General features: G+C 74.7%; 19 protein-coding genes. 13 read left to right on the top strand and 6 right to left on the bottom strand.

Annotated elements, in window-relative coordinates; genetic code table 11:
- Positions 1-85 precede the first annotated feature (85 nt).
- The 7 genes from CFP66_RS15760 (at position 86) to CFP66_RS15790 (ending at position 6,256) form a co-directional block, all read left to right on the top strand.
- Positions 86-661 (top strand): HIT domain-containing protein, encoded by a 576-nt coding sequence (locus CFP66_RS15760; RefSeq protein ID WP_094924585.1) that lies wholly within the window; start codon positions 86-88, stop codon positions 659-661.
- A gap of 72 nt (positions 662-733) precedes the next feature.
- Positions 734-1,390 carry a phosphatidylinositol phosphate synthase gene (pgsA, locus tag CFP66_RS15765; RefSeq protein ID WP_094924586.1) on the top strand — a complete coding sequence of 219 codons (657 nt, stop codon included), beginning with the start codon at positions 734-736 and terminating at the stop codon, positions 1,388-1,390.
- Entirely contained in the window at positions 1,387-2,295 is a 909-nt protein-coding gene (locus tag CFP66_RS15770) for a phosphatidylinositol mannoside acyltransferase (RefSeq protein ID WP_094924587.1), read from the top strand. Before pgsA ends, CFP66_RS15770 begins: the two co-directional genes overlap by 4 nt.
- A gap of 23 nt (positions 2,296-2,318) precedes the next feature.
- On the top strand, positions 2,319-3,449 hold the full coding sequence (locus tag CFP66_RS15775) for a glycosyltransferase family 4 protein (protein WP_094924819.1): 1,131 nt from the start codon (positions 2,319-2,321) through the stop codon (positions 3,447-3,449).
- Positions 3,450-3,501: 52 nt separating this feature from the next.
- Positions 3,502-4,050, top strand: a complete 549-nt coding sequence (locus tag CFP66_RS15780) for a hypothetical protein (protein ID WP_094924588.1) — start codon at positions 3,502-3,504, stop codon at positions 4,048-4,050.
- 45 nt (positions 4,051-4,095) lie between these two features.
- Positions 4,096-5,016, top strand: coding sequence for a pyridoxal 5'-phosphate synthase lyase subunit PdxS (gene pdxS, locus CFP66_RS15785; RefSeq protein WP_094924589.1), 921 nt, complete (start codon positions 4,096-4,098; stop codon positions 5,014-5,016).
- 301 nt (positions 5,017-5,317) lie between these two features.
- A complete protein-coding gene (locus tag CFP66_RS15790; RefSeq protein WP_094924590.1) occupies positions 5,318-6,256 on the top strand; it encodes a glycoside hydrolase family 16 protein in 939 nt (312 codons plus the stop codon).
- Positions 6,257-6,273: 17 nt separating this feature from the next.
- Here CFP66_RS15790 and CFP66_RS15795 read toward each other — a convergent pair whose 3' ends face one another.
- On the bottom strand, positions 6,274-6,828 hold the full coding sequence (locus tag CFP66_RS15795) for a helix-turn-helix domain-containing protein (RefSeq protein WP_094924591.1): 555 nt from the start codon (positions 6,826-6,828) through the stop codon (positions 6,274-6,276).
- A gap of 54 nt (positions 6,829-6,882) precedes the next feature.
- Between CFP66_RS15795 and CFP66_RS15800 the strand changes: the two genes are divergently transcribed.
- From CFP66_RS15800 to CFP66_RS15810, 3 genes are read left to right on the top strand one after another with little or no spacing between them, the layout of a single operon-like run.
- Positions 6,883-7,578 (top strand): AzlC family ABC transporter permease, encoded by a 696-nt coding sequence (locus CFP66_RS15800; RefSeq protein ID WP_094924592.1) that lies wholly within the window; start codon positions 6,883-6,885, stop codon positions 7,576-7,578.
- Positions 7,575-7,883: an AzlD domain-containing protein gene (locus CFP66_RS15805; protein WP_094924593.1), complete on the top strand. Its 309-nt coding sequence runs from the start codon at positions 7,575-7,577 to the stop codon at positions 7,881-7,883. Before CFP66_RS15800 ends, CFP66_RS15805 begins: the two co-directional genes overlap by 4 nt.
- Positions 7,884-7,922: 39 nt before the next feature.
- A complete protein-coding gene (locus CFP66_RS15810) occupies positions 7,923-9,278 on the top strand; it encodes an SDR family oxidoreductase (RefSeq protein WP_369805063.1) in 1,356 nt (451 codons plus the stop codon).
- Here CFP66_RS15810 and CFP66_RS15815 read toward each other — a convergent pair.
- Positions 9,265-10,431: an MFS transporter gene (locus tag CFP66_RS15815; protein WP_198961466.1), complete on the bottom strand. Its 1,167-nt coding sequence runs from the start codon at positions 10,429-10,431 to the stop codon at positions 9,265-9,267. The two genes, CFP66_RS15810 and CFP66_RS15815, sit on opposite strands and share 14 nt — an antisense overlap.
- A 36-nt stretch (positions 10,432-10,467) precedes the next feature.
- Positions 10,468-12,618, bottom strand: coding sequence for an elongation factor G-like protein EF-G2 (locus tag CFP66_RS15820; protein WP_094924600.1), 2,151 nt, complete (start codon positions 12,616-12,618; stop codon positions 10,468-10,470).
- Between the two features lie 172 nt (positions 12,619-12,790).
- Here CFP66_RS15820 and CFP66_RS15825 point away from each other — a divergent pair, with 172 nt between their 5' ends.
- Positions 12,791-14,185, top strand: coding sequence for an NAD-dependent malic enzyme (locus tag CFP66_RS15825; protein ID WP_094924603.1), 1,395 nt, complete (start codon positions 12,791-12,793; stop codon positions 14,183-14,185).
- Positions 14,186-15,015: 830 nt separating this feature from the next.
- On the opposite strand, the gene CFP66_RS15830 is transcribed toward CFP66_RS15825, so the two are convergent.
- Positions 15,016-15,951, bottom strand: a complete 936-nt coding sequence (locus CFP66_RS15830; protein WP_094924605.1) for a LysR family transcriptional regulator — start codon at positions 15,949-15,951, stop codon at positions 15,016-15,018.
- A gap of 123 nt (positions 15,952-16,074) precedes the next feature.
- On the opposite strand from CFP66_RS15830, the gene dnaE reads away from it, so the two are divergent.
- Entirely contained in the window at positions 16,075-19,677 is a 3,603-nt protein-coding gene (dnaE, locus tag CFP66_RS15835) for a DNA polymerase III subunit alpha (protein ID WP_094924609.1), read from the top strand.
- Positions 19,634-20,275 carry a pyridoxal 5'-phosphate synthase glutaminase subunit PdxT gene (pdxT, locus tag CFP66_RS15840; protein WP_094924612.1) on the top strand — a complete coding sequence of 214 codons (642 nt, stop codon included), beginning with the start codon at positions 19,634-19,636 and terminating at the stop codon, positions 20,273-20,275. Before dnaE ends, pdxT begins: the two co-directional genes overlap by 44 nt.
- Here pdxT and CFP66_RS15845 read toward each other — a convergent pair.
- Together CFP66_RS15845 and CFP66_RS15850 are read right to left on the bottom strand one after the other, a co-directional pair.
- Positions 20,272-21,249 (bottom strand): iron-siderophore ABC transporter substrate-binding protein, encoded by a 978-nt coding sequence (locus CFP66_RS15845; protein WP_094924614.1) that lies wholly within the window; start codon positions 21,247-21,249, stop codon positions 20,272-20,274. The two genes, pdxT and CFP66_RS15845, sit on opposite strands and share 4 nt — an antisense overlap.
- A 27-nt stretch (positions 21,250-21,276) precedes the next feature.
- Positions 21,277-22,110 carry a hypothetical protein gene (locus CFP66_RS15850; protein WP_094924616.1) on the bottom strand — a complete coding sequence of 278 codons (834 nt, stop codon included), beginning with the start codon at positions 22,108-22,110 and terminating at the stop codon, positions 21,277-21,279.
- Positions 22,111-22,144: the final 34 nt, after the last annotated feature.

Raw genomic sequence — 22,144 nt, forward strand, 5'->3', positions numbered from 1 at the left:
CGACCGTTCATAAACGGTCGGTGGCGTCACTACCAATGCCTTCACCACCTCATCCCCTCCGCGGATCGAGGCTTAGGATCGGCGCATGACCGACGCGGGCGAGCCCGATATGGAGCCGCGCGACGGCGTCGGCACGCCCGACGGGTTCCGGAGGCTGTGGACCCCGCACCGGCTGGCCTACATCAAGGAGGCCGGGGCGGCCGGGTGCCCGTTCTGCCGGATCCCGAGCCTGCCCGACGAGGAGGGGCTGGTCCTCGCGCGCGGTGCCACGGTGTACGCGGTGTTGAACCTGCACCCCTACAACCCGGGCCACCTGATGGTGCTGCCCTACCGGCACGTCGCCGAGCTGGAGGACCTCGACGCGGACGAGGCGGCGGAGCTGATGACGTTCACGCAGGCCGCGGTGCGGGCGTTGAAGCGGGTGGCGGCGCCGCACGCGTTCAACGTCGGGCTGAACCTGGGCACGGTCGCAGGCGGGTCGCTCGCCGAGCACCTGCACCAGCACGTGGTGCCGCGGTGGGGCGGCGACTCCAACTTCATCGCGGTCGTCGGGCAGACGAAGGTGATCCCGCAGCTGCTGTCCGAGACCCGGGCCCTGCTGGAGTCGGCGTGGCCCGAGCCCGGCGCGCCGCCCGACCGGGCCGAGGGCGTGCAGCGCTAGGCTGGGCGGGGTAGAGGCGGCGGCCGGCAGCCCGAGTACCGGCGACCACGCCGGAGTCTCAAGCAGGAGTCCATGCTCAACGTCTTCGCCCGCGTGCACGTGAACCGCGTGACCGAGCCCCTCGCCCGGTGGCTGGTCGCGCGCGGGGTCGCGCCCGACGTCGTCACGGTCGCCGGCACCGTCGGCTCGGTGGCCGCCGCGCTGTGGTTCCTGCCGCGCGACGAGCTGTTCGTCGGCGCCGCCGTGGTCACCCTGTTCGTGCTGTTCGACCTCCTCGACGGCGCGATGGCGCGCGCCCGCGGGCACAGCACGCTCTTCGGGGCCGTGCTCGACTCCACCTGCGACCGCGTGGCCGACGGCGCCCTGTTCGCGGGCCTCACCTGGTGGTGCCTGGGGGTGGGGGAGGAGCGGGTGCTCGGGGTGGCGGCGCTGCTGTGCCTGGTGTCGGGCCAGCTCGTCTCCTACATCAAGGCCCGGGCCGAGGGCGCCGGGCTCGTGGTCGAGGGCGGGCTCGTCGAGCGGGCGGAGCGGCTGATCATCGCGCTCGTGGGTTGCGGGCTGCACGGGCTGGGCGTGCCCTACGCCCTGCACGTGGCGCTGTGGGTGCTGGCCGCGGCGTCGGTGTGGACGGTGGGGCAGCGGATCGCGATCGTGTACCGCGGTGCGCAGGAACGGGCGGTCCCACCACCGGCCACCTCCGGCCCGCCCGACCCTGCCGCGAACCCGTGACCGCAGCGGAGCGGCTCGCCGACGCCCAGTACGCCGCGGCGTGGCGGCTGGTGCGGGCGCTGCCCGCGGGTGCGGCGGCGGGGGTGTTCCGGATCGCGGCCGACCTCGCGGCCCGCAGCGGCGCCGGTCCGGCCGTGCGCCTGCGCGCCAACCTCGCGCGGGTCGTGCCCGCCGCATCGCCCGCCGAGCTGGACCGGCTCGTCCGGGCCGGGCTGCGCAGCTACGCCCGCTACTGGTGCGAGATGTTCCGCCTGCGCCCCGGTGACGCACCGGCCGTGCACGCCCGCATGGACGAGGGAATCTCGGGCACCGGACCGTTCTTCGAGGCGATCGCGGCCGGGCGCGGCGTCGTGTTCGCGGTGCCGCACAGCGGCAACTGGGACGCGGCAGGCGTCTGGGTGGTGGAGACGCTGCGCGGGCTCGGGCACGAACCGGTGTTCACGACGATGGCGCAGCGGCTGCGGCCGGAGTCGCTGTTCCGCCGGTTCCTGGCCTACCGGGAGGCGCTCGGCTTCGAGGTGGTGGCCGCCGAAGCGGGAACCGCTGCGCACCGTGCGCTCACGCGCCGGCTGCGGGCCGGAGGCGTGGTCTGCCTGGTGGCCGACCGCGACCTGGCCGGCTCCGGGATCGAGGTCTCGTTCTTCGGCGAGCCGGCGCGTTTCCCCGCGGGCCCGGCCCGGCTCGCCGCGCTGACGGGGGCGGTGCTGATGCCGGCCTACCCGCACTTCAGTCGCGACGGCTGGGTGGTGCCGATCGCCGCACCGGTGCCGGTGGAGCGTTCCCCGGAGTCGGTCGCGAAGGCCACGCAGTCGATCGCGGACGCGTTCGCCCGGCTCATCGCGCAGGCCCCGGCGGACTGGCACGCGTTGCAGCCGGTGTGGACCGCGGACCAGGAGCGCCGGTGACCGGCGGAGCGAGCGGGCCGGCGCTGCGCGTCGGGATCGTCTGCCCGTACTCCCTCGACGTGCCCGGCGGGGTGCAGGCGCACGTCGTCGGCCTCGCCGCGGCGCTGGAACGGCTCGGTCACACCGTGGCCGTGCTCGCGCCCGCGGCGGAGGGCACGGCGGTGCCGGAGTTCGTCACACCGGCCGGCCGGGCGCTCGGGGTGCCCTACAACGGCTCCGTCGCCCGGGTGACCTTCGGCCCGCTCACCTACGCACGGGCGCGGCGCTGGCTCGCCGAGCACACCTTCGACGTGCTGCACCTGCACGAGCCCACGACGGTGAGCCTCTCGGTGCTCACGCTGCTCGCCGCGGAGGGTCCGATCGTGGCGACCTTCCACACGTCCACCGAGCGCTCGCGCGCGCTCGCCGCGTTCGGCGGGGTGCTGCGGCCGCTGATGGAGAAGGTCACGGCGCGCATCGCCGTGTCACCGCTGGCGCGCCGCGTGCAGGTGGAGCACCTGGGCGGCGACGCCGTCGAGATCCCCAACGGCGTCGACGTGGAGGAGTTCGCGACCGGGCCGGCACTGCCCGGGTACCCGCGCCCGGAGACGGTCGGCTTCCTCGGGAGGTTCGACGAACCCCGCAAGGGCATGCCCGTCCTCCTCGACGCCGTCCGCAGGCTCGCGCCCGACCGGCCGCGGCTGCGGGTCCTGGTCGTCGGGCGCGGCGATGCGGCCGGGTTGCGCCGGGCGGCCGGCCCGGCGGCCGATCGGCTCGACGTCCTCGGCCCCGTCGACGACGCCACCAAGGCGGCGGCCCTGCGGTCGGTGGACGTGTTCTGCGCGCCCCACACCGGCGGGGAGAGCTTCGGCATCGTCCTTGCCGAGGCGCTGGCCGCCGGGGCCCCGGTGCTGGCCAGTGACCTGGATGCCTTCCGCGACGTGCTCGGCGAGCCCGCTGCGGGGGAGCTGTTCGCCGTCGGTGACGCCGCGGCGCTCGCCGCGCGCCTCGCCGCCCTGCTCGACGACCCGGCCCGGCGCGCCGCGCTCGCGAACGCGGGCCGGGTACGCGCGGAGGACTTCGGCTGGCCGGCGGTCGCGTCAGCGGTGGTGCGCGTCTACCGGGCGGCGGTGGCGGCGGATCCGCGCCGCACGATCGCGCAGGGCATGCGATGAGGCCCTGCCCTGCCCGCCCCGTCCACCCGTCGGTGCCGTGGGGGCGGGTCCGGTGAGCGTCCTCGTCTGGCTGCTCGTCACCCTCGGCGTGCTCGTGCTGGTGGGGGTCGTGGCGCAGGTCGCCGCCCGCGTCCGGCGGCTGGACCGCCTGCACGTGCGCACCGACGCCGCGCGCGCCGGTCTGGAGGCGGCGCTGGAGCGGCGGGCCACGGCGGCGCTGGCCGCGGCGGCGGTCCTGCGCCGCGACGAGGCGGACGCGGTGCACCGGGCGGTGGCCGGCGCCCGGCAGGCCCGCGCCACCGGGACGGAGCGGGAGGCCGCGGAGAACCGGCTGGGCCGCGCCCTCGCCGCCGCCGACCGGTCCCGGCTACCGGCTGCGGTTCTCGAGGAGCTGGTCGACGCCGAGCAGCTGGTGATCCTCGCCCGGCGGGTGCACAACGACGCCGTCCGCGACACCCGCGGGCTGCGCTCGCGGCGCCTGGTGCGCTGGCTGCACCTCGCCGGCACGGCCCCGATGCCGGAGTACTTCGAGATCGCCGACGCCGAGGCCGGTGTGACCACCGCCGCCCCCCTGCGGCGGCCGGTGTCACCCCCCGCCTGACGTAGGATCGGGTGTTCCCTGCAGCAGAACCGAGAGGTAGACGCCGTGTCCTCCCCCGAAACACCCGCCACCGGATCCACCGAGTCGGCGCTGGGCACCGCCCGCGTCAAGCGCGGGATGGCGGAGATGCTCAAGGGCGGCGTGATCATGGACGTGGTCACCCCGGAGCAGGCGAAGATCGCCGAGGACGCCGGGGCCGTCGCCGTCATGGCGCTGGAGCGGGTGCCCGCCGACATCCGCGCGCAGGGCGGTGTGGCGCGCATGAGCGACCCGGACATGATCCAGGGCATCGTCGAGGCCGTCTCGATCCCGGTGATGGCCAAGGCCCGCATCGGCCACTTCGTCGAGGCCCAGGTGCTGCAGTCGCTGGGCGTCGACTACGTCGACGAGTCCGAGGTGCTCACGCCCGCCGACGAAGCGCACCACATCGACAAGTGGGCGTTCACCGTCCCGTTCGTGTGCGGCGCCACCAACCTGGGCGAGGCGCTGCGCCGCCTGTCCGAGGGCGCAGCCATGATCCGCTCGAAGGGCGAGGCCGGCACCGGCAACGTCGTCGAGGCCACCCGGCACATGCGCTCGATCCGCTCGGAGATCCGCAAGCTCGCCGCGCTCGACGAGGCCGAGCTGTTCGTCGCGGCCAAGGAGCTGCGCGCGCCGGTCGAGCTGGTGCGCGAGGTCGCGCAGGCCGGGAAGCTCCCCGTGGTGCTGTTCACCGCGGGCGGCATCGCCACCCCGGCCGACGCCGCGATGATGATGCAGCTGGGCGCCGAGGGTGTGTTCGTGGGCTCGGGCATCTTCAAGTCCGGCGACCCGGCCCAGCGCGCCGCGGCCATCGTCAAGGCCACCACCTTCCACGACGACCCCGACGTGATCGCGAAGGTCTCCCGCGGCCTGGGCGAGGCGATGGTCGGGATCAACGTCGCCGAGCTGCCGGCCGAGCAGCGCTACGCCGACCGCGGCTGGTGACCCACCCGGCTTGATCGTCGCGAGCCGCACACCACCGTTGCGCTGCGGGCGCTGGTGTGCGGCTCGGACGATCGATCGGTGCGACCCGCACACCACGGTGGTCACAGCCGCCGTGGTGTGCGGTTCGGGCCGATCTCGGCCGTCATCGCCGCCCGCGGTCGCCGAGGCGGCGCGTAGCCGGTGCCCTCACCCGTCCGGGTCGGCTCCCGCACCCGGTCCGGTGACCCGTCCTGCTGGAGTCACCACCCCCGCCTAGCGTCCCGTCGTGTCCGGATTGGGACTGCAGTGGCGGAGGAGACGCATGAGGCGCTGGCCCACGGTGTGCGGTATCGCGGCGGCGATGCTGCTCACCCTGTCGACGGCGGCCGTCGCGGCGCCGGCCCCGCCGGACCCCCCGGGCCCCACGGCCCCGGAACAGCGCCCCGGCCAGGCGGGGCGGTCGGCGGGCCACGAGACGAGCGCGGCGGCCGCGTTCGGCTGGGGTGAGCCCAACCGCGCGGACGAGTTCGACGGGCCGCTGGGCGAGGAGTGGAACGTCTACGACGGCCCCGGGCACGCCGACAACGGGAGGCGCACCCCGGACGCGGTCAGCATCCAGGACGGCATCCTGACGATCACCGGCGACCCGGAGGGCAACACCGCGGGCATGGCCTGGGGTGAGGGCCAGAAGTACGGGCGCTGGGAGGGACGGGTGCGTGCGCCCGCGAGCGACGAGAGCTACAACGCGCTGCTGCTGCTGTGGCCCGACGCCGAGGACTTCCCGGTGGGCGGCGAGATCGACTTCATGGAGATGATGGACCACACCCGCCAGACCACGAACATCTTCCTGCACTTCGGGGAGGACAACGACCAGGTGGTCGGCGAGGTGCAGATCGACGCGACCCAGTGGCACAACTGGGCCGTCGAGTGGACACCCGACCACGTGGCGGCGTTCGTGGACGGCGAGGAGTGGTGGCGCACCGAGGACACCCAGATCCTCCCGCCCCGCGCCATGCACCTGTGCGTCCAGCTCGACTGGTTCCCCGAGGACGGGGACGGGGAGGTGCAGGAGTCCGCGATGCACGTCGACTGGGTGAAGCGCTACCCGCTCGACGAGGGGCAGCAGAGCGAGCCGTCCGACGAAGCCGTGGAGAGCTCCGCGGTGCCCGGCTCGGCCCGGCGCGCGCCCTCGGACCCGGACGCGGCCACCCGCGTCGAGGGCCGCGTGACCGAAGGGGTTCCCGACCCGGCGACGCGCTGACCTGCGCGGGTGACCCCTCAGGTGTACTCCATCACCAGTACTGCGGCAGTGCCGGGGGACAGGGCGACGTAGCGGTGGGCGCGGTCGCCGGGGAAGCGGGCGTAGTCGCCCACGCCGAGCTCGACCTCGTCCCCGTCCGGGCCGACCCTCCAGCGGCCGGCCGTGACGAGCATGTGCTCGACGGTGCCCGGGATGTGGCCGTCCGCCTCGCGGGCCGCGCCGGGCTCGGCCGTGATGACGTGCAGGTCGCGCCGCGCACCGGGCGGGCAGGCGGCGAGCAGCGTGCCGGTGAACGGGGCGTGCTCGGAGGCGATCGCGATCCCCTCGCCCGCGCGTAGCACGTGCACCGGGGCGGTCGGCGGGTCCACCAGGCGGCTGAACGGGACGTCGAGGGCCACGGCCAGCGCCCACAGCGTCTCGACGCTCGGGTTGCCCGTGCCCGCCTCGAGCTGTGAGAGCGTGGATTTGGCGATGCCCGCGCGGCGGGCGAGCTCGGTGAGCGACACGTGGTGGCGCCCGCGCTCGCGGCGCAGGGCGGCCGCGATGGCGGCGAGGGGGGCCGTTCGGTCCATCGGACTCCTTGTTCGGCTTGACGAACACGGGCGCGCTCGTTCACTGTAACGGACATGCGTTCGCTGTTCCGAACACTCCACCCGGACGACCTCCGGGACGCCCTGGCGCTGACCGCCGCCGTCGGTGTCGTCGGTGCGTCCTTCGGCGCCCTGGCCGCCGCTGCCGGGGTGCCGCTCGTCCTCATGGTGGCGCTCTCGGTGCTCGTGTTCGCGGGCGCCTCCCAGTTCCTGGTCGTCGCGGTGGTGGCGGCCGGCGGGAACATCGTGGCGGCCGTCGCCGCCGGGCTCGTGATGAACGCTCGCCACGTGCCGTTCGGCCTGGCGATCGGCGGGAACGTCGGCGACAGCTGGCCCGCGCGGCTGCTCGGGGCGCACCTGATGGTGGACGAGTCCGTGGCGTTCTCCCGGTCGCGGGGGAGCGGGGAACGGGCCCGCGCGGCCTACTGGGCCTGCGGGGTCCTGCTGTTCGTGTTCTGGAATGTCGGCGCCCTGGTGGGCCGGGTGGCCGGCGCGGCCATCCCGGACCCGGACGCGTTCGGCGTGGACGCCGCGTTCCCGGCCGCGCTGCTGGCCATGCTGTTGCCCGCGCTGGGCCGGGCGGACGCGCGGCGGGTCGGTCTCGCGGCCGCGGCCGTCGCGCTGGTGGCCACCCCGTACCTGCCTGCGGGCGTGCCGGTGATCGTCGGCCTCCTCGGGCTGGTCGCGGCGGGCCGGGCGCCGGTGGGAGCACCCGAGGGGCGGACGTCGTGAACTGGGCCGCCGTCCTCACCCTCGCTGCGGGCACCTACCTGCTGCGCGTCGTCGGGATCGTGCTGCGGGACCGGCTGCGCGTGCCGGAGCGCCTCGAGCGCTACCTGGACCTGGGGGCCACCGCCCTGCTCGTGGCGCTGATCGCGACCGCCGCGCTGACCCAGGACGGGGGGTTCGCCGGCTGGGCCCGCCCCGCCGGCGTGCTCGTCGGGGCCGTCGCGGCGTGGCGGCGGGTGCCGTTCGTGCTGGTCGTGGTGCTCGCGGCGGCCACGACCGCCGGTCTGCGGGCGCTCGGCGTGCCGTGATCGCCGGGGTGCGGGAGGCTGACACCCGTGCGTTGTCTGGTGATCGGAGCGACCGGTTACGTCGGCGGCCGACTGGTGCCGCGCCTGCTCGACGGCGGTCACGAGGTCCGCTGCCTCGTGCGCGACGCGGGCAGGCTCGCGCGGCGGGACTGGGCCGACCGGGTCGAGCCGGTGCACGGCGACGCCACGGACACGGGCGCGGCGGTGACCGCCTGCCGCGACGTGGACGCGGTGTTCCACCTCGTGCACTCGATGGACGGCCCCGGGTTCGCCGAGCGGGACCGGGTCGCCGCGTCGGCCGTGGCCACGGCGGCACGGGCGGCGGGTGTGCGGCGGATCGTCTACCTCGGCGGGCTGCAACCGGCAGGGGCGGGCAGCTCGGAGCACCTCGCGTCGCGCCGCGAGGTCGGGGAGCTGCTGCTCGCCTCCGGCGTGCCGACGGTGGTGCTGCAGGCCGGCATCGTGGTCGGGGCCGGATCGGCGAGCTTCGAGATGATCCGCCGCCTCGCCGCCGTGGCGCCGGTGCTGCCCATGCCCGACCGGGCGTGGAACCGCACGCAACCCATCGCCGTCGACGACGTCCTGCACCACCTGGTGGGCTGCCTCTCGCTACCGGAGCGGACCCACGGCCTTTTCGACATCGGTGGGCCCGAGGTCCTCACCTACGCCGAGATGGTGGGCCGGTGTGCCGAGATCGCCGGGAGGCCGCGGCCACTCGTGCTCCCGGTGCCGGGGGCGGCGCCGCGCCTCACGGCCCGCGCGGTCGCGGCACTGACGTCGGTGGACCGTTTCCTCGCCGGTCCGCTGCTCGCGTCGATGGCGCACGACCTCGTCTGCCGCGGCGAGCCACCCGCCGGGCCACCGCCCGGGGGGCCCACGTCCTACGCCGACGCGGTGCGTGCCGCGCTCGCCGCGGCCACGCCCGACGAGCCGCTGGTCAGCGAGCACGTCGAACGGGTGGCGGCGCCGCCCGCGGCGCTGTGGGCCGTCATCGCCGGGTTGGGCGGTGACACGGGCTGGTACACGCTCCCGGGCGCCTGGGCGCTGCGCGGTGCCTTCGACCGGCTGCTCGGCGGTGTGGGCGCCCGCCGGACGCGGCCCGAGCAGCTCGCACCCGGCGCGGCGCTCGACTGGTGGCGCATCGAGGAGGTCGAGCCGGGACGCACGCTGGCGCTACGTGCCGAGATGCGCCTGCCGGGCACGGCGCGCCTCGAGCTGCGGGTGGAGCCGGCCGCCGGCGGCAGCCGCCTCGTCCAGCGGGTGACGTTCCGCCCGCACGGCGCCGCGGGCCGCGCGTACTGGTACGCCCAGCTGCCCGCGCACCGGTTCGTGTTCGGGGTGACCGCCCGCACGATCGCCGGGGTGGCGGCCCGGGTGCCGCTCACCCCGGCGTGACGAGGCGCCGCGCCGCCGGGAGGGACAGGGCGATCGCCACCACCGCCACCACGACCGCCAGCTCGGCCAGCGGCACCACGAAACCTTCGGTGCCGCCGAGCACGGACAGCAGCAGCGGCGCCCCGAAGCCCAGATAGGCGCAGGCGTAGAAGGTGCCGGTGAGGGCACCGCGCGCCGTCGGGGTGGCGAGCGTGGCGACCAGCGTGAGCCCCGCGGCCAGGCACAGCCCGTAGCCCACCCCCAGCAGCAGCGCCACCGGCACCAGCAGCGGCCACGCGTCCAGCCCCACGCCGACGAGGCTCAGCCCGAGCCCCGCCGCGCCGGTGGCGAGCCCGGCCGGCCCGGCGCGCACGGCGCCCAGCCGGCGCCCGATCGGCTGCGCGAGCACGCCCGTCAGGAGCGTGACCCCGGCGACGACGCCGGTGACGGCCACCGCGATCTCCGGCATGGACGGGATCATCAGCAGCGGGAGCACCGTCACGGCCGTGGACGGGAAGGTGAACACGCCCACCGCGACCGGCAGCACCACCAGGGTGAACGGCAGGCGAGCGCGGTCGGGCACCCCGAGGTTGATCAGCGGCCCCGCGCGCCGCTCGGTGGCGGCGAGGGTCTCGGGGACGACCGGCAGCAGCACCAGCCCGACCACCATCAGCGCGACGTGCAGGAGGTAGGGCAGCACGGTCGGCGCCGGGGCGAACTGCGCCAGCAACCCGGCCGTGAGCGGTCCGGCGGCCCACCCACCGCCGAGGGCCGCCGTCGTCCACCGGGCCGCCCGGGCAGGTTCGCCGACGAGCTCGCCCAGCCACGCCGTGCCGACGCTGAACACCACGCCCGACACCGCGCCCTGCAGGAACCGGCACGCGAACAGCAGCAGCACGGACGACCCCGCGCCGAGGAAGAGCAGCGACGTCACCGCCGACAGCACCACGAAGGGGAGGACGACGCGCCGCCGCCCGATGCGGTCGGACACCGGGCCGGCCAGCAGCAACGCCGGCACCAGGCCCGCGGCGTACACGCCGAACGCGCCGGTGAGCGCGTTCGAGGAGAGCCCGAGCTCGTCGCGGTAGAGCAGCAGCAGCGGGGTGGGCACGTTGGTGCCGAACGCCACGACGAAGACGGCCGTCCACAGCGCCGGCACCGCGCGTCCTCGCACCGGCCCACGCTACCGCCGTGGCGCATGATCGTCGGTTCAGTCCGCGCCCGGCGCCACGTCGTAGCGGGCGAAACGGCGCGTGAACGTCGCCGCGCCCGCGGTGAGCGCCCGCAGGTCCACGGCGTAGCGGAGCAGCTCCGCGCACGGCACCTCGGCCTGCACCAGCGTGCGGCCCACACCGGCCACGTCGGTGCCGAGTACCCGGCCGCGGCGCCCGGACAGGTCGCCGAGCACCGCGCCCAGGTGCTCGTCGGGCACCCGCACGGACACCTCGTCGAACGGCTCGAGCAGCACGGTGCCGCAGGCCACGGCCGCCTCGCGCAGGGCGAGCGCACCCGCGGTCTGGAACGCCGCGTCGGAGGAGTCGACGCTGTGGGCCTTCCCGTCGACGAGCACCGCGCGGAGGTCGACGGCCGGGTGGTGCTCGTCGGAGATCCCGCGCACCAGCTGCGCACGGATGCCCTTCTCGACGCTCGGGACGAACTGCGTGGGCACCGACCCGCCGACGACCCGTGACCGGAACTCGAACCCCGCACCGCGGGGCAGCGGCTCGAACTCGACGTGGCACACCGCGTACTGGCCGTGCCCGCCGGACTGCTTGACGTGGCGGCCGGTCACCCGGGCCGGCTTCGCGATCGTCGCCCGCATCGGCACCCGCACCGGTTCGGTGTCGACGTCGGCGCCACCGGCGCGCAGCCGGGAGAGCACGACGTCGGCGTGGGCTTCGCCCATGCACCACAGCACTGTCTGGTGGGTCTCCTGGTTGCGTTCGAGGTGCAGCGTCGGATCGGCGGCGACGATCTTGGCGAGCGTCTTGACCATCGCGTCCTCGTCGCCGCGGGTGCGCGCCACGATCGCGACCGGCAGGAGCGGGTCCGGCAGGTTCCAGCACGAGAGCAGCAGCGGGTGCTCGGCGGCCGACACGGTGTCGCCGGTCTCGGCGCTGCCGAGCTTGGTGAGCGCGCAGATGTCGCCCGCGATGCAGGCGTCGACCTCGCGCAGCGTGGAACCGAGCGGCGCGTACACGTGGGCGAGGCGCTCGTCGGTGTCGTGCCCCCCGTCGTCCCCGCCTTCGTGGGCGCCGTCGCGGTCATCGGCTGCCGAGCGCGGCTCGGGGACCGCGACGTGGTGGTGGCCGCTGACGTGCACGGTCGATTCGGGCCGCAGCGTTCCGCTGAACACCCGCACCAGCGACACGCGCCCGACGTAGGCATCGGCCGCGGTGCGCACGACCTCGGCGGCCAGCGGGCCGTCCGGGTCGGCGGTGAGCGGGGGGTGCGCGGAGCCGTCGATACCCGTGACCCGGGGCAGCGGGTGCTCCAGCGGCGACGGGAATCCGCCGACCAGGACCTCCAGCAGGGCGTCACACCCGATGCCGGACGTGGCGCAGACGGGCACGACGGGGTGGAACGCGCCGCGGGCGACGGCGGTCTCGAGGTCGTCGATCAGGGTGGGGAGCTCGATCTCCTCGCCGGCGAGGTAGCGCTCCATGAGCGTCTCGTCCTCGGACTGCTCGATGATCCCCTCGATCAGGGAGCTCCTGGCGTCCTCGGCGCCGCTGGGTGCCTGGCCGTCGGGGGTGCGCGAGAGCAGGCCGTAGAGCCCGGTGAGCTGCTCGCCGTCGCGCCGCGGGAGGTAGAGCGGGGCGACGCCGTCGCCGAACGACTGCCGGCAGGCGCTGATCGTGGCCTCCAGGTCGGCGCGGGCGTGGTCGCAGCGCGCCACGACGACCGCGCGCGGCATGCCGACCGCGGCGCACTCCTCCCACTGGGCGACCGTGGCCGGGTCGATCACGCCCTCGCGTCCCTCACTGGCCGGCACGACGAACAGCGCGGCGTCCGCGGCGCGCAGCCCGGCGCGCAGCTCGCCGACGAAATCGCCGTAGCCGGGCGTGTCGATGAGGTTGATCTTCGTGTCCTCGTGGAGGAGGGGTGCCACCGCGAGGCCGACCGAGCGCTGCTGGCGCACCGCCGCAGGGTCGTGGTCGCAGATCGTGGTGCCGTCGAGCACCGTGCCCGCTCGCGCGATCGCCCCCGTGTGGGCCAGCAGGGCCTCCACCAGCGTCGTCTTTCCCGATCCCGACGGTCCGACGAGGACCACGTTGCGGATCCGAGCGGGGTCGGTCGGGGCGGCCGAGCGGCCTCCGCGCTGCCCGCTCTCCTTGACCACTGCTGCTCTGCCGGACATGGGACCACCTCCGCGACACTGCGTTCCTCGGGCCGATTCCTTGCATCGGTTTCCTTGTGGGCCGGCGCCCGTGACGTGTCCGCCATCACACACCTCGCTCCCGGAGGTCACAACCCCTGCGCCGCGACGGCCGGTGCGAGGGCCCGATCCACCCCGCCGGTAAGGTGCGCAGGTGCCCGTTCCCGGTCCCGGATATGCCATCACCGCGCGGGTCGAGGTCCCCGCCTCCGCCAGCGCCGCGGGCGACCTCGCGATGGCGGTCGGCCGCGTCGGTGGAGTCGTCACCGCGTTCGACGTCGTCGAGTCGCACACCGCCACGCTCGTCGTCGACATCAGCTGCAACGCGCTGAACGAGGCGCACGCCGAGGAGATCACCGCCGCGCTCGAGGCGCTGCCCGGCGTGCGCGTGCGCAAGGTCTCCGACCGCACGTTCCTGCTGCACCTCGGCGGCAAGCTCACCGTGGAGTCGAAGGTCAGCCTGCGCAACCGCGACGACCTCTCCCGCGCCTACACCCCGGGCGTGGCCCGGGTCTGCCAGGCGATCGCGGCCAACCCGGCCGACGCCCGCCGGCTCACCATCAAGCGCAACACCGTCGCCGTCGTCACCGACGGCTCGGCGGTGCTCGGGCTGGGCAACCTCGGCGCCGCCGCGGCGATGCCGGTGATGGAGGGCAAGGCGGCGCTGTTCAAGCGGTTCGCCGGCGTGGACGCCTGGCCGGTGTGCCTGGACACCCAGGACACCGAGGAGATCATCCGTACCGTCCAGATCCTGGCGCCCGCCTACGGCGGCATCAACCTCGAGGACATCGCCGCCCCGCGCTGCTTCGAGATCGAGGCCCGGCTGCGCGAGATGCTCGACATCCCGGTGTTCCACGACGACCAGCACGGCACTGCCGTCGTGGTGCTCGGCGCGCTGCGCAACGCACTGCGGGTGGTCGGCAAGAAGCTGGCCGACTGCAAGGTCGTGGTGTGCGGTGTCGGCGCCGCGGGCTCGGCGATCATCCGGCTGCTGCGTTCCAGCGCGCCCGGTGACGTCCTCGCCGTCGACATCGACGGCATCGTCCACCCCGGCCGCGACGGCCTGGACGACAACCTGCGCTGGATCGCCGCCCACACCAACACCGAGGGCATCTCCGGCTCCCTGGCCGACGCGCTCGTGGGTGCCGACGTGTTCATCGGCGTCTCGGCGCCCAACCTGTTCGGCGCCGACGAGCTCGCCACGATGGCCGACGACGCGATCGTGTTCGCGCTGGCCAACCCGGACCCCGAGATCGACCCGGCCATCGCCACGACCCGTGCCGCCGTCGTCGCCACCGGTCGCTCGGACTACCCGAACCAGATCAACAACGTGCTCGCGTTCCCCGGCGTCTTCCGCGGCCTGCTCGACGCGCAGGCCCGCGACATCACCGACGCGATGCTGCTCGCCGCCGCGTCGGCGATCGCGGACGTCGTCACGGAACCGAACCCGTCGTTCATCGTGCCCAGCGTGTTCGACGCCGCCGTCGCCCCCGCCGTGGCCGAGGCGGTCCGCGAGGCCACGAAGCAGAAGGACGTCGCCCCGGTCTGACGCCATCACGGGTGTAGGGGTGTGCGTCTCGGGCCCTCCCCGCGCGAGTCGGGGCGTGAGTGCGCGCGTGTCGGGGTGTGCCCGGCGCGTGTCGGGGTGTGAGTGCGCGCGTGTCGGGGTGTGCCCGGCGCGTGTCGGGGTGTGAGCGCGCGCGAGTCGGGGCGTGCCCCGCGCGTGTCGGGGTGTGGGTGCGCGTGTGTCGGGGTGTGCCCGGCGCGTGTCGGGGTGTGAGCGCCTGCGTGTCGGTGTGCCCCGCGCGAGTCGGGGTGTGAGTGCGCGCGTGTCGGGCTGTTCCGGCGCGAGTCGGGGTGTCGGCCTGGGTGGTGTCGGGCCTGCGGATGGATGGCGCGTCGCCGTTGCCGCAGACCCGTGGCCGCCGCTCGGGCAAGATCTGGATCGCCGGTCGCCCGCCCACTGATCACCGTTCCGGTGCACAGGCGGCCACATGCGGCCGCTTCTGCACCCGAACGCCGATCATGGTTCGATTTCCCCTCGTGATCACTGTTTCGGTGCAGGGGCGGCGAGATGTCGCCGGGTATGCGCCGGATCGACGATCACCGTTCGCGACACCGTCCCCGACCTCGACGTGTGTGACGGCACCGCGACTGGGGTACGCGGCCGCGGCTCGCGTGCGCGAGGACGCAACTCGCGCGTGAGGGAGCCCGCTCGCGCGCCTCAGGGCGCGATTCGCGGGTAGGCGCGGCTCGCGGGTAGGGGGGGCGCGGCTCGCGGGTGGGTGGGCGCGGCTCGCGGGTGGGTGGGCGCGATTCGCGGGTAGGGGGCGCGGCTCGCGGAAGGTGGGGCGGGCTCGCCGTCGGTGGGTCGGTGGGTCAGGTCGCGGCGAAGAGGTGCTGCTCCGCCGGCGCGAGCCAGACCTCGGACCGGGTCGGTGGGCGGTACCGGCCGCGCAGGTGCGTGATCAGGGCGGGGAGGAGCGGGTGGCGGTTGGCGCGCCGCCACAGCAGCGAGTGCGCGTAGACCGGCACCGGCGGCGCCACCGGGATGCGGACGATCTCCGGGTGCCAGGGCACTCGCACGCCCTCGCCCGCGAACGTGAGCACCTCGGCCGAGCGGGAGACCTCGTCGAGCAGGTGGTCGAAGCCGAAGTCCGGGCCCTGGTTGGTGATGCGGACCGCGAACTCGGTGGCGAGGTCGGTGAACCAGGCGGTCCACTCGGTGCCCGGCGTGTTGCCGGGCATCCACGCGGTGGCCCCGGCGAGCTCGGCCATCCGCACCTGCTTGCGGCCCGCCAACGGGTGGCGGGTGCCGACCAGCACGTGCAGCGGGTCGAGTGCCACCGGGGTGTGTGCCAGCGCGGGGTCGAGCGGACCGAGGACCCGCACGAACGCCGCATCGACCGTTCCGCGCAGCAGCGCGGGCACGGCGGACCGCAGGCCGTCGGACGTGATGATCTCGACGTCGGCGCCGGTGGCCTCGTGGAAGTCCCGGACCATCTCGGTGGCCGCCAGGCGCGTGCCGAGCACGTCGACGCGCAGTGCGCGCCGCCGGGACCGCACGGCGTCGAGGGCCTGGTCCGCCGCCCCGAGCAGCGCCCGCGCGGGCACGAGGAAGGCGACACCCTCCTCGGTGGGGTCCGCGCCGGCCGGGCTGCGGTGCAGCAGGGCGGCGCCGAGGTCGGACTCCAGCTTCGCGATCCGCTTGGAGACGGCCTGCTGGCTGATCCCGAGATCGTCGGCGGCTTCGCCGAAGCGGCGGTGGTCGGCGACGGCGACGAAGGCGCGCACCGCCCCCAGGTCGAGCTCCACCGCGTTCTCCTTCGACAACCATTGGTTGTGACGGTGGGCGTGTCCGCTGTTGGACCGCTGCACCCTGTCCTCGGTGTGATGCCGGTGCTCTGATCACCAGCTACCACCGCGAGGAGAGTACGCGTGGACTCGTTCGCCCACCTGCACGTCCACACCGAGTACTCGATGCTCGACGGCGCCGCGAAGATCGCGCCGCTGTTCGCCGAGGCGGAGCGGCTGGGCATGCCGGCCGTGGCGATGACCGACCACGGCAACCTCTACGGCGCCGACGAGTTCCACCGGGTGGCTGGTCGTACCGGTGTGAAGCCGATCATCGGCATCGAGGCCTACGTGGCGCCGACGGGCCGGTTCCACCGCAAGCCGGTGTTCTGGGGGCAGTCCCACCAGCGCGGCGCCGACGAGCTGGGCGAGGGCGGGGACGTGTCCGGTGCCGGCGCGTACACGCATCTGACGCTGCTGGCGCAGGACGCGGTCGGGCTGCGCAACCTGTTCCGGCTCTCCTCGCTGGCCAGCATGGAGGGCTATTACCGCAAGCCGAGGATGGACCACGAGCTGCTCGCGGAGTACGCGGGAGGGATCATCGCCACGACCGGGTGCCCGTCGGGTGAGGTGCAGACCCGGCTGCGGCTGGGGCAGCGGGCGCAGGCGTTGGCGGCCGCGTCGGATCTGAAGGACCTCTTCGGCGCGGGCAACGTCTACCTGGAGCTGATGGACCACGGCCTGCCGATCGAGCGGTCGGTCCGGGAGGGGCTGCTCGAGATCGCCCGGACGCTGCACCTGCCTCCCCTGGCCACGAACGACTCCCACTACGTCACCCGCGGGCAGGCGCAGGCCCACGCCGCCCTGCTCTGCGTCCAGTCGGGCAAGACGCTGACCGACCCGACGCGGTTCCGCTTCGACGGCGACGGCTACCACCTGGCCTCTCCCGCCGAGATGCGCGCCTACTGGGACCTCGAGGTGCCCGGCGCGGCGGACCGCACCCTGGAGGTGGCGCAGCGCGTCGGCTCCTACGCGGAGGTCTTCGCGAGCCGGGACCGGATGCCGGTCCACGACGTCCCGCCGGGCCACGACGCCGCGTCCTGGTTGCGGCACAGCGTGGCCGAAGGGCTGGCCCGGCGCCTGCCGGGCGGGGTGGCGCAGACCTACCGCGAGCGCGCCGACTTCGAGATCGACGTGATCGTGCAGAAGGGCTTCCCCGGGTACTTCCTGATCACCGCCGACCTCATGTCCTACGCCCGCAGCGTGGGGATCCGGGTCGGGCCGGGGCGCGGGTCGGCGGCAGGCTCGCTCGTGGCGTACGCGTTGGGCATCACGAACCTGGACCCGATCCGGCACGGCCTGCTGTTCGAGCGCTTCCTCAACCCCGAGCGCGTCTCGATGCCCGACATCGACATGGACTTCGACGACCGCCGGCGCGGTGAGATGGTCCGCTACGCCACCGAGAAGTACGGCGCGGACCGCGTCGCGCAGGTGATCACGTTCGGCACGATCAAGACGAAGGCCGCCGTGAAGGACGCGGCGCGCGTGCACTTCGGGCAGGCCGGATACGCGATCGCGGACCGGATCTCCAAGGCGCTACCCCCTCCCGTCGCGGCGAAGGACATCCCGCTGTCCGGGATCGTCGATCCGGCGCACGAGCGCTACGCCGAGGCCGCCGAGGTGCGCGCGCTGGTGGAGCGGGACGAGAGCGTGGCCACGATCATGGAGACCGCGCGCGGGTTGGAGGGCCTCGTCCGCGGGGCCGGGGTGCACGCCTGCGCCGTGATCATGTCGGCCGAGCCGCTGATCGACACGGTGCCGCTGTGGCGGCGCGACGACGGCGCGCTGATCACCGGCTGGGACTACCCCTCCTGCGAGGCCGTCGGCCTGCTGAAGATGGACTTCCTCGGCCTGCGCAACCTCACCGTGATCGGCGACGCCATCGAGAACGTGCGGGCCAACCGCGGCGTCGACGTCGACCTCGACACCCTCGCGCTCGACGACCCCGAGACCTACGCGCTGCTGGCGCGCGGGGAGAGCCTGGGCGTGTTCCAGCTCGACGGCGCGGCCATGCGGGAGCTGCTGCGCCGCCTGCGGCCCACCGGCTTCGGCGACATCGTCGCGGTCAACGCGCTGTACCGGCCGGGCCCGATGGCGATGAACACGCACAACAACTACGCCGACCGCAAGAACGGGCGCCAGCGGGTGGAGCCGATCCACCCCGAGCTCGCCGAGCCGCTGCGCGAGATCCTCGCCGAGACCCACGGCCTGGTCGTCTACCAGGAGCAGATCATGCAGATCGCGCAGCGGGTGGCCGGCTACTCGATGGGCCGCGCCGACGTCCTGCGCCGGGCGATGGGCAAGAAGAAGAAGGAGGTCCTCGAAGAGGAGTTCGGCGGATTCCACGCCGGGATGCGCACGCAGGGCTTCTCGGACGAGGCCGTGCAGGCGCTGTGGGACACGGTCCTGCCGTTCGCCGGCTACGCGTTCAACAAGTCTCACGCCGCCGGCTACGCGCTGGTCGGCTACTGGACGGCCTACCTGAAGGCGCACCACCCCGTGGAGTACATGGCGGCGCTGCTGACGTCGGTGGGCAACGACAAGGACAAGTCGGCGGTATACCTCGCCGAGTGCCGCAAGCTGGGCATCCGCGTGCTGCCGCCGGACGTCAACTCCTCGGCCCGCCGCTTCGCCGCGGTCGGCGACGACGTCCGCTTCGGCCTGGAGGCGGTGCGCAACGTCGGGGGAGGCGTCGTGGACTCGATCCTGCGCACGCGCGAGGCCGCCGGGCCCTACCGGTCGTTCGCCGACTTCGTGGAACGCGCCGAGCTGGTGGCGTGCGGCAAGCGGACGCTGGAGTCGCTGGCGAAAGCGGGAGCCTTCGAGTCGCTGGGGGCCACGCGGCGTGCCGTCGTCGAGGTCCACGAGGCAGCGGTCGACGCAGTCGCCCCGCTCAAGCGGCGGGCGGCTGCGGGACAGTTCGACCTGTTCGGGACCGACGACGTCGACGAGCCGGGAGCGGTCTCCCCGCTGGCGCACCTGCCGCTGCGCGCCGAGGAGTACCCGCGCGCGCAGCTGCTCGCCCAGGAGCGCGAGATGCTGGGCCTCTACGTGTCGGGCCACCCGCTCGACGCCGCCGAGGCGCTGCTGCGTCGCCACGCCGAGCGCCCGCTCGCCGCGCTGCTCGCCGACCGGCCGCGCGAGGGGGAGGTGGTCGTCGCGGGCCTGGTGACGGCCGTGGAGCGGCGCGTCGACAAGCGGGGCGAACCGTGGGCGATCTGCACCCTGGAGGACCTCGACGCGAGCCTGGAGGTGCTGTTCTTCGCCAAGGCCTACGCGGTGCTCGGCGGGGAGCTCGTCGAGGACGGGGCCGTCGCCGTGCGAGGGCGGATCAACTGGCGGGAGGAGCGGATGTCGGTGTTCGGCGACGAGCTGGTCACGCTCGACCTGGCCACGGCCGGGGACGGTCCCGAGCCGCTCGTGCTGGCCTGCGCGCCCGAGCGGTTCGACGCCGACGCCGTCGACGAGCTGCGCCGCACCCTGGCCGCGCACCGCGGCGACACACCGGTGCACGTGCGCCTGGAGGGCCGCTGCGGCCCGCGGCTGTTCGCGCTGGACCCCTACCCCGTCGAGGTCACCGCGGCGCTGCTCGGTGAGCTGAAGGGCGTACCCGGGATCCGCGTCGCCCCCGCGACGTACGCTGGTGGGCGTGGTTCCGGTGATCGGCGTGCTCGCCTTGCAGGGTGACGTCCGCGAGCACGTGGCGGCACTCACCGCGTGCGGTGACGTGCGCGCGGTGTCGGTGCGGCGGGCCTCCGAGCTCGACGCGGTGGACGCCCTGGTGATCCCGGGTGGCGAGTCCACCACGATGAGCCGGCTGCTGCAGACGTTCGACCTGCTCGACCCGCTGCGCAAGCGGATCGTGGACGGGATGCCGGCCTACGGCTCGTGCGCCGGGATGATCCTGCTGGCGAGCGAGGTGCTCGACGGCCGGCCCGACCAGCAGCAGCTCGGCGGCCTTGACGTCGTCGTGCGGCGCAACGCGTTCGGCCGCCAGGTCGACTCGTTCGAGACCGACCTCCCGTTCTCGGGCCTGGTCGACGGGCCGGTGCGCGCGGTCTTCATCCGGGCGCCGTGGGTGGAGTCGGTCGGTCCGGCGGTCGAGGTCCTCGCCACCGTCCCGGACCGCACCAGCACCGGCGCCGACGCGGGTGCCGCGGCCGGTCGCCCCGTCGCCGTGCGGCAGGGCTCGGTGATCGCCACCTCGTTCCACCCGGAGCTCACCGGCGACCTGCGCGTGCACGGCCTGTTCTGCGAGCTGGTGAAGCAGACCGCCACGCGTTAGACGCGGGCCAGCGCGGCGTCCAGCTCGTCGACACAGGCCAGGGCGGCCGACACCGAGTAGCCGTCCCACCAGGCCACCGGGTCCAGCTCCACCACCCGCCCCGCCTGCACCGCGGGCAGCTGCGCCCACAGGCCGCCCGAGAGGTAGCGCTGCGCGGTGGCCGCGGCGTCGAGGGCCGAGCCGCCCCCGCCCACGAAGTAGAGCAGCACGTCGGCGTCGGCGGTGACACCGACGGTCTCCTCGGTGAGAGAGACGTAGGTGGCGCTGCTGCCCGGCGTGTCGGTGGAGGGTGGGCGCCGGATCCCGGCGTGGGCGAGGATCGAGGCACCGAAGATCTCGCCGCGCACGATCCGCAGCTCCGACGCGGTGAACCGGAGCAAGGCGACGGTGGCCCCGGCGATCGTGGCGGCATGCCGCGCCGCCACCTCCGACACCTGCGCGGCGTACTCGTCGAGCCGCGCGTGGATCCGGTCGCCCGCGCCCAGCACGCCGCCGATGGTGCGCACGGCCTCGCGCCAGTCCTGCCCGGCCCCGGCATTCTCGTACGCCACCGTGGGGGCGATCCGGCTGAGCTCGGCGTAGGCGGGTTCGACGCGCTGCACGTTGCCGAGCACGAGATCGGGCGCCAGCGCGGCCACGCGCTCCAGGTCGAGCTGGTTGAACCCGAGCGAGGTGAAGCCCCTCGGCGGTCCGGGGAGGTACCCGGGCACCGTCACGGCGCCGTCGAGCGTCTCGGACGCGACGAGCGGGGCGCCCATCTCGAGGCTGACCTGCAGCGCGCCGTTCGAGTCCAGTGAGACCACCCGCCGCGGTGCCACCGGGACGTCGGTCGTGCCGAGCGGGTGGGTGACCGGTCGCGTGGCCGCGGGGGCGACCGGCGCCGGGTCGGCCGTGCAGGCCGCGAGCGAGACGAGCCCGGCGGTGCCGGCGAGGAACCCGCGACGGGTGAGTGGAGGCGACGCGGCGGTGATCACGCCTCGACAGTAGAGGTGAGGCTAACCTCAGCGACGGGTGGGCCGTAGGGTCGAGGCGGCCCACTTCGCGTGGCGGGCGTCCGCGTCCAGCAGTGGGCAGGTCAGGCACATGCCGTGCGTCGGCTCCTTGAAGTCGAGGCAGCACGCGCCCCGCACGCCCCACACCTCGTCCGGGTCGGCGCCGAAGCGCACCAGCTCCGGGCGCGAGAACCGCGGCGCGCCCGCGGCGTGCAGCGCCTCGGCGAGCGCGGCTGCGCGCTCCCACGCGGCGGTGCGGTCGTGCCCGAGCTGGCGGGCCACGCTGAGCGGGTTGAAGTGCAGCATGTCCAGCACGTACCCCCACAGCGTGCGCGGTCCGACCCTGCTGGCGGCGCGCACGGCGTCGACCAGGGGCGCGACCGTCGCGACGAACCCCTCGGCGACCCAGGCGTCCAACGCGGCGGTGGACGGCACGCGCACGTCGGCGCCGCCGCTCGCGGGCGGCCCGCCGACCCGTGCGGTGGCCGGGCTGACGAGCAGCCTGCGGTCCACGCCGGTCCGGCCACCGGCGTGGCACCAGTACCCGTCTGCGGTGATCGACGGCGCGGCGTCGACGAGGTAGACCGCGGTGCTGACGCAGAAGATGAGCTCGCGCAGCACGGTGCGCAGCGCGTGGACGGCGTGCGGGCCTGCGGGTGCGCTCGCGGCGGCGATCTTCAGCAGCTCGTCCAGCCGTGCCGAGCCGGGCGCGGCGAGCTCCGCGGCGCTGGACCACCCCGGGCCGGTGGGCGCCGTGGCGGCGAGCTCGGGCAGCGGCGCGAAGGTGAGCGGCGCGCACCGGGCGCGCAGCTCCTCGAGGCGTTCACCCACGACCGTCCCCACCCGTGCACCCTATGCACGCACACCGGCTCCGTCG

The sequence above is a fragment of the Pseudonocardia sp. MH-G8 genome, assembly GCF_002262885.1.
In the GTDB taxonomy this organism is placed as follows: Bacteria; Actinomycetota; Actinomycetes; order Mycobacteriales; family Pseudonocardiaceae; genus Pseudonocardia.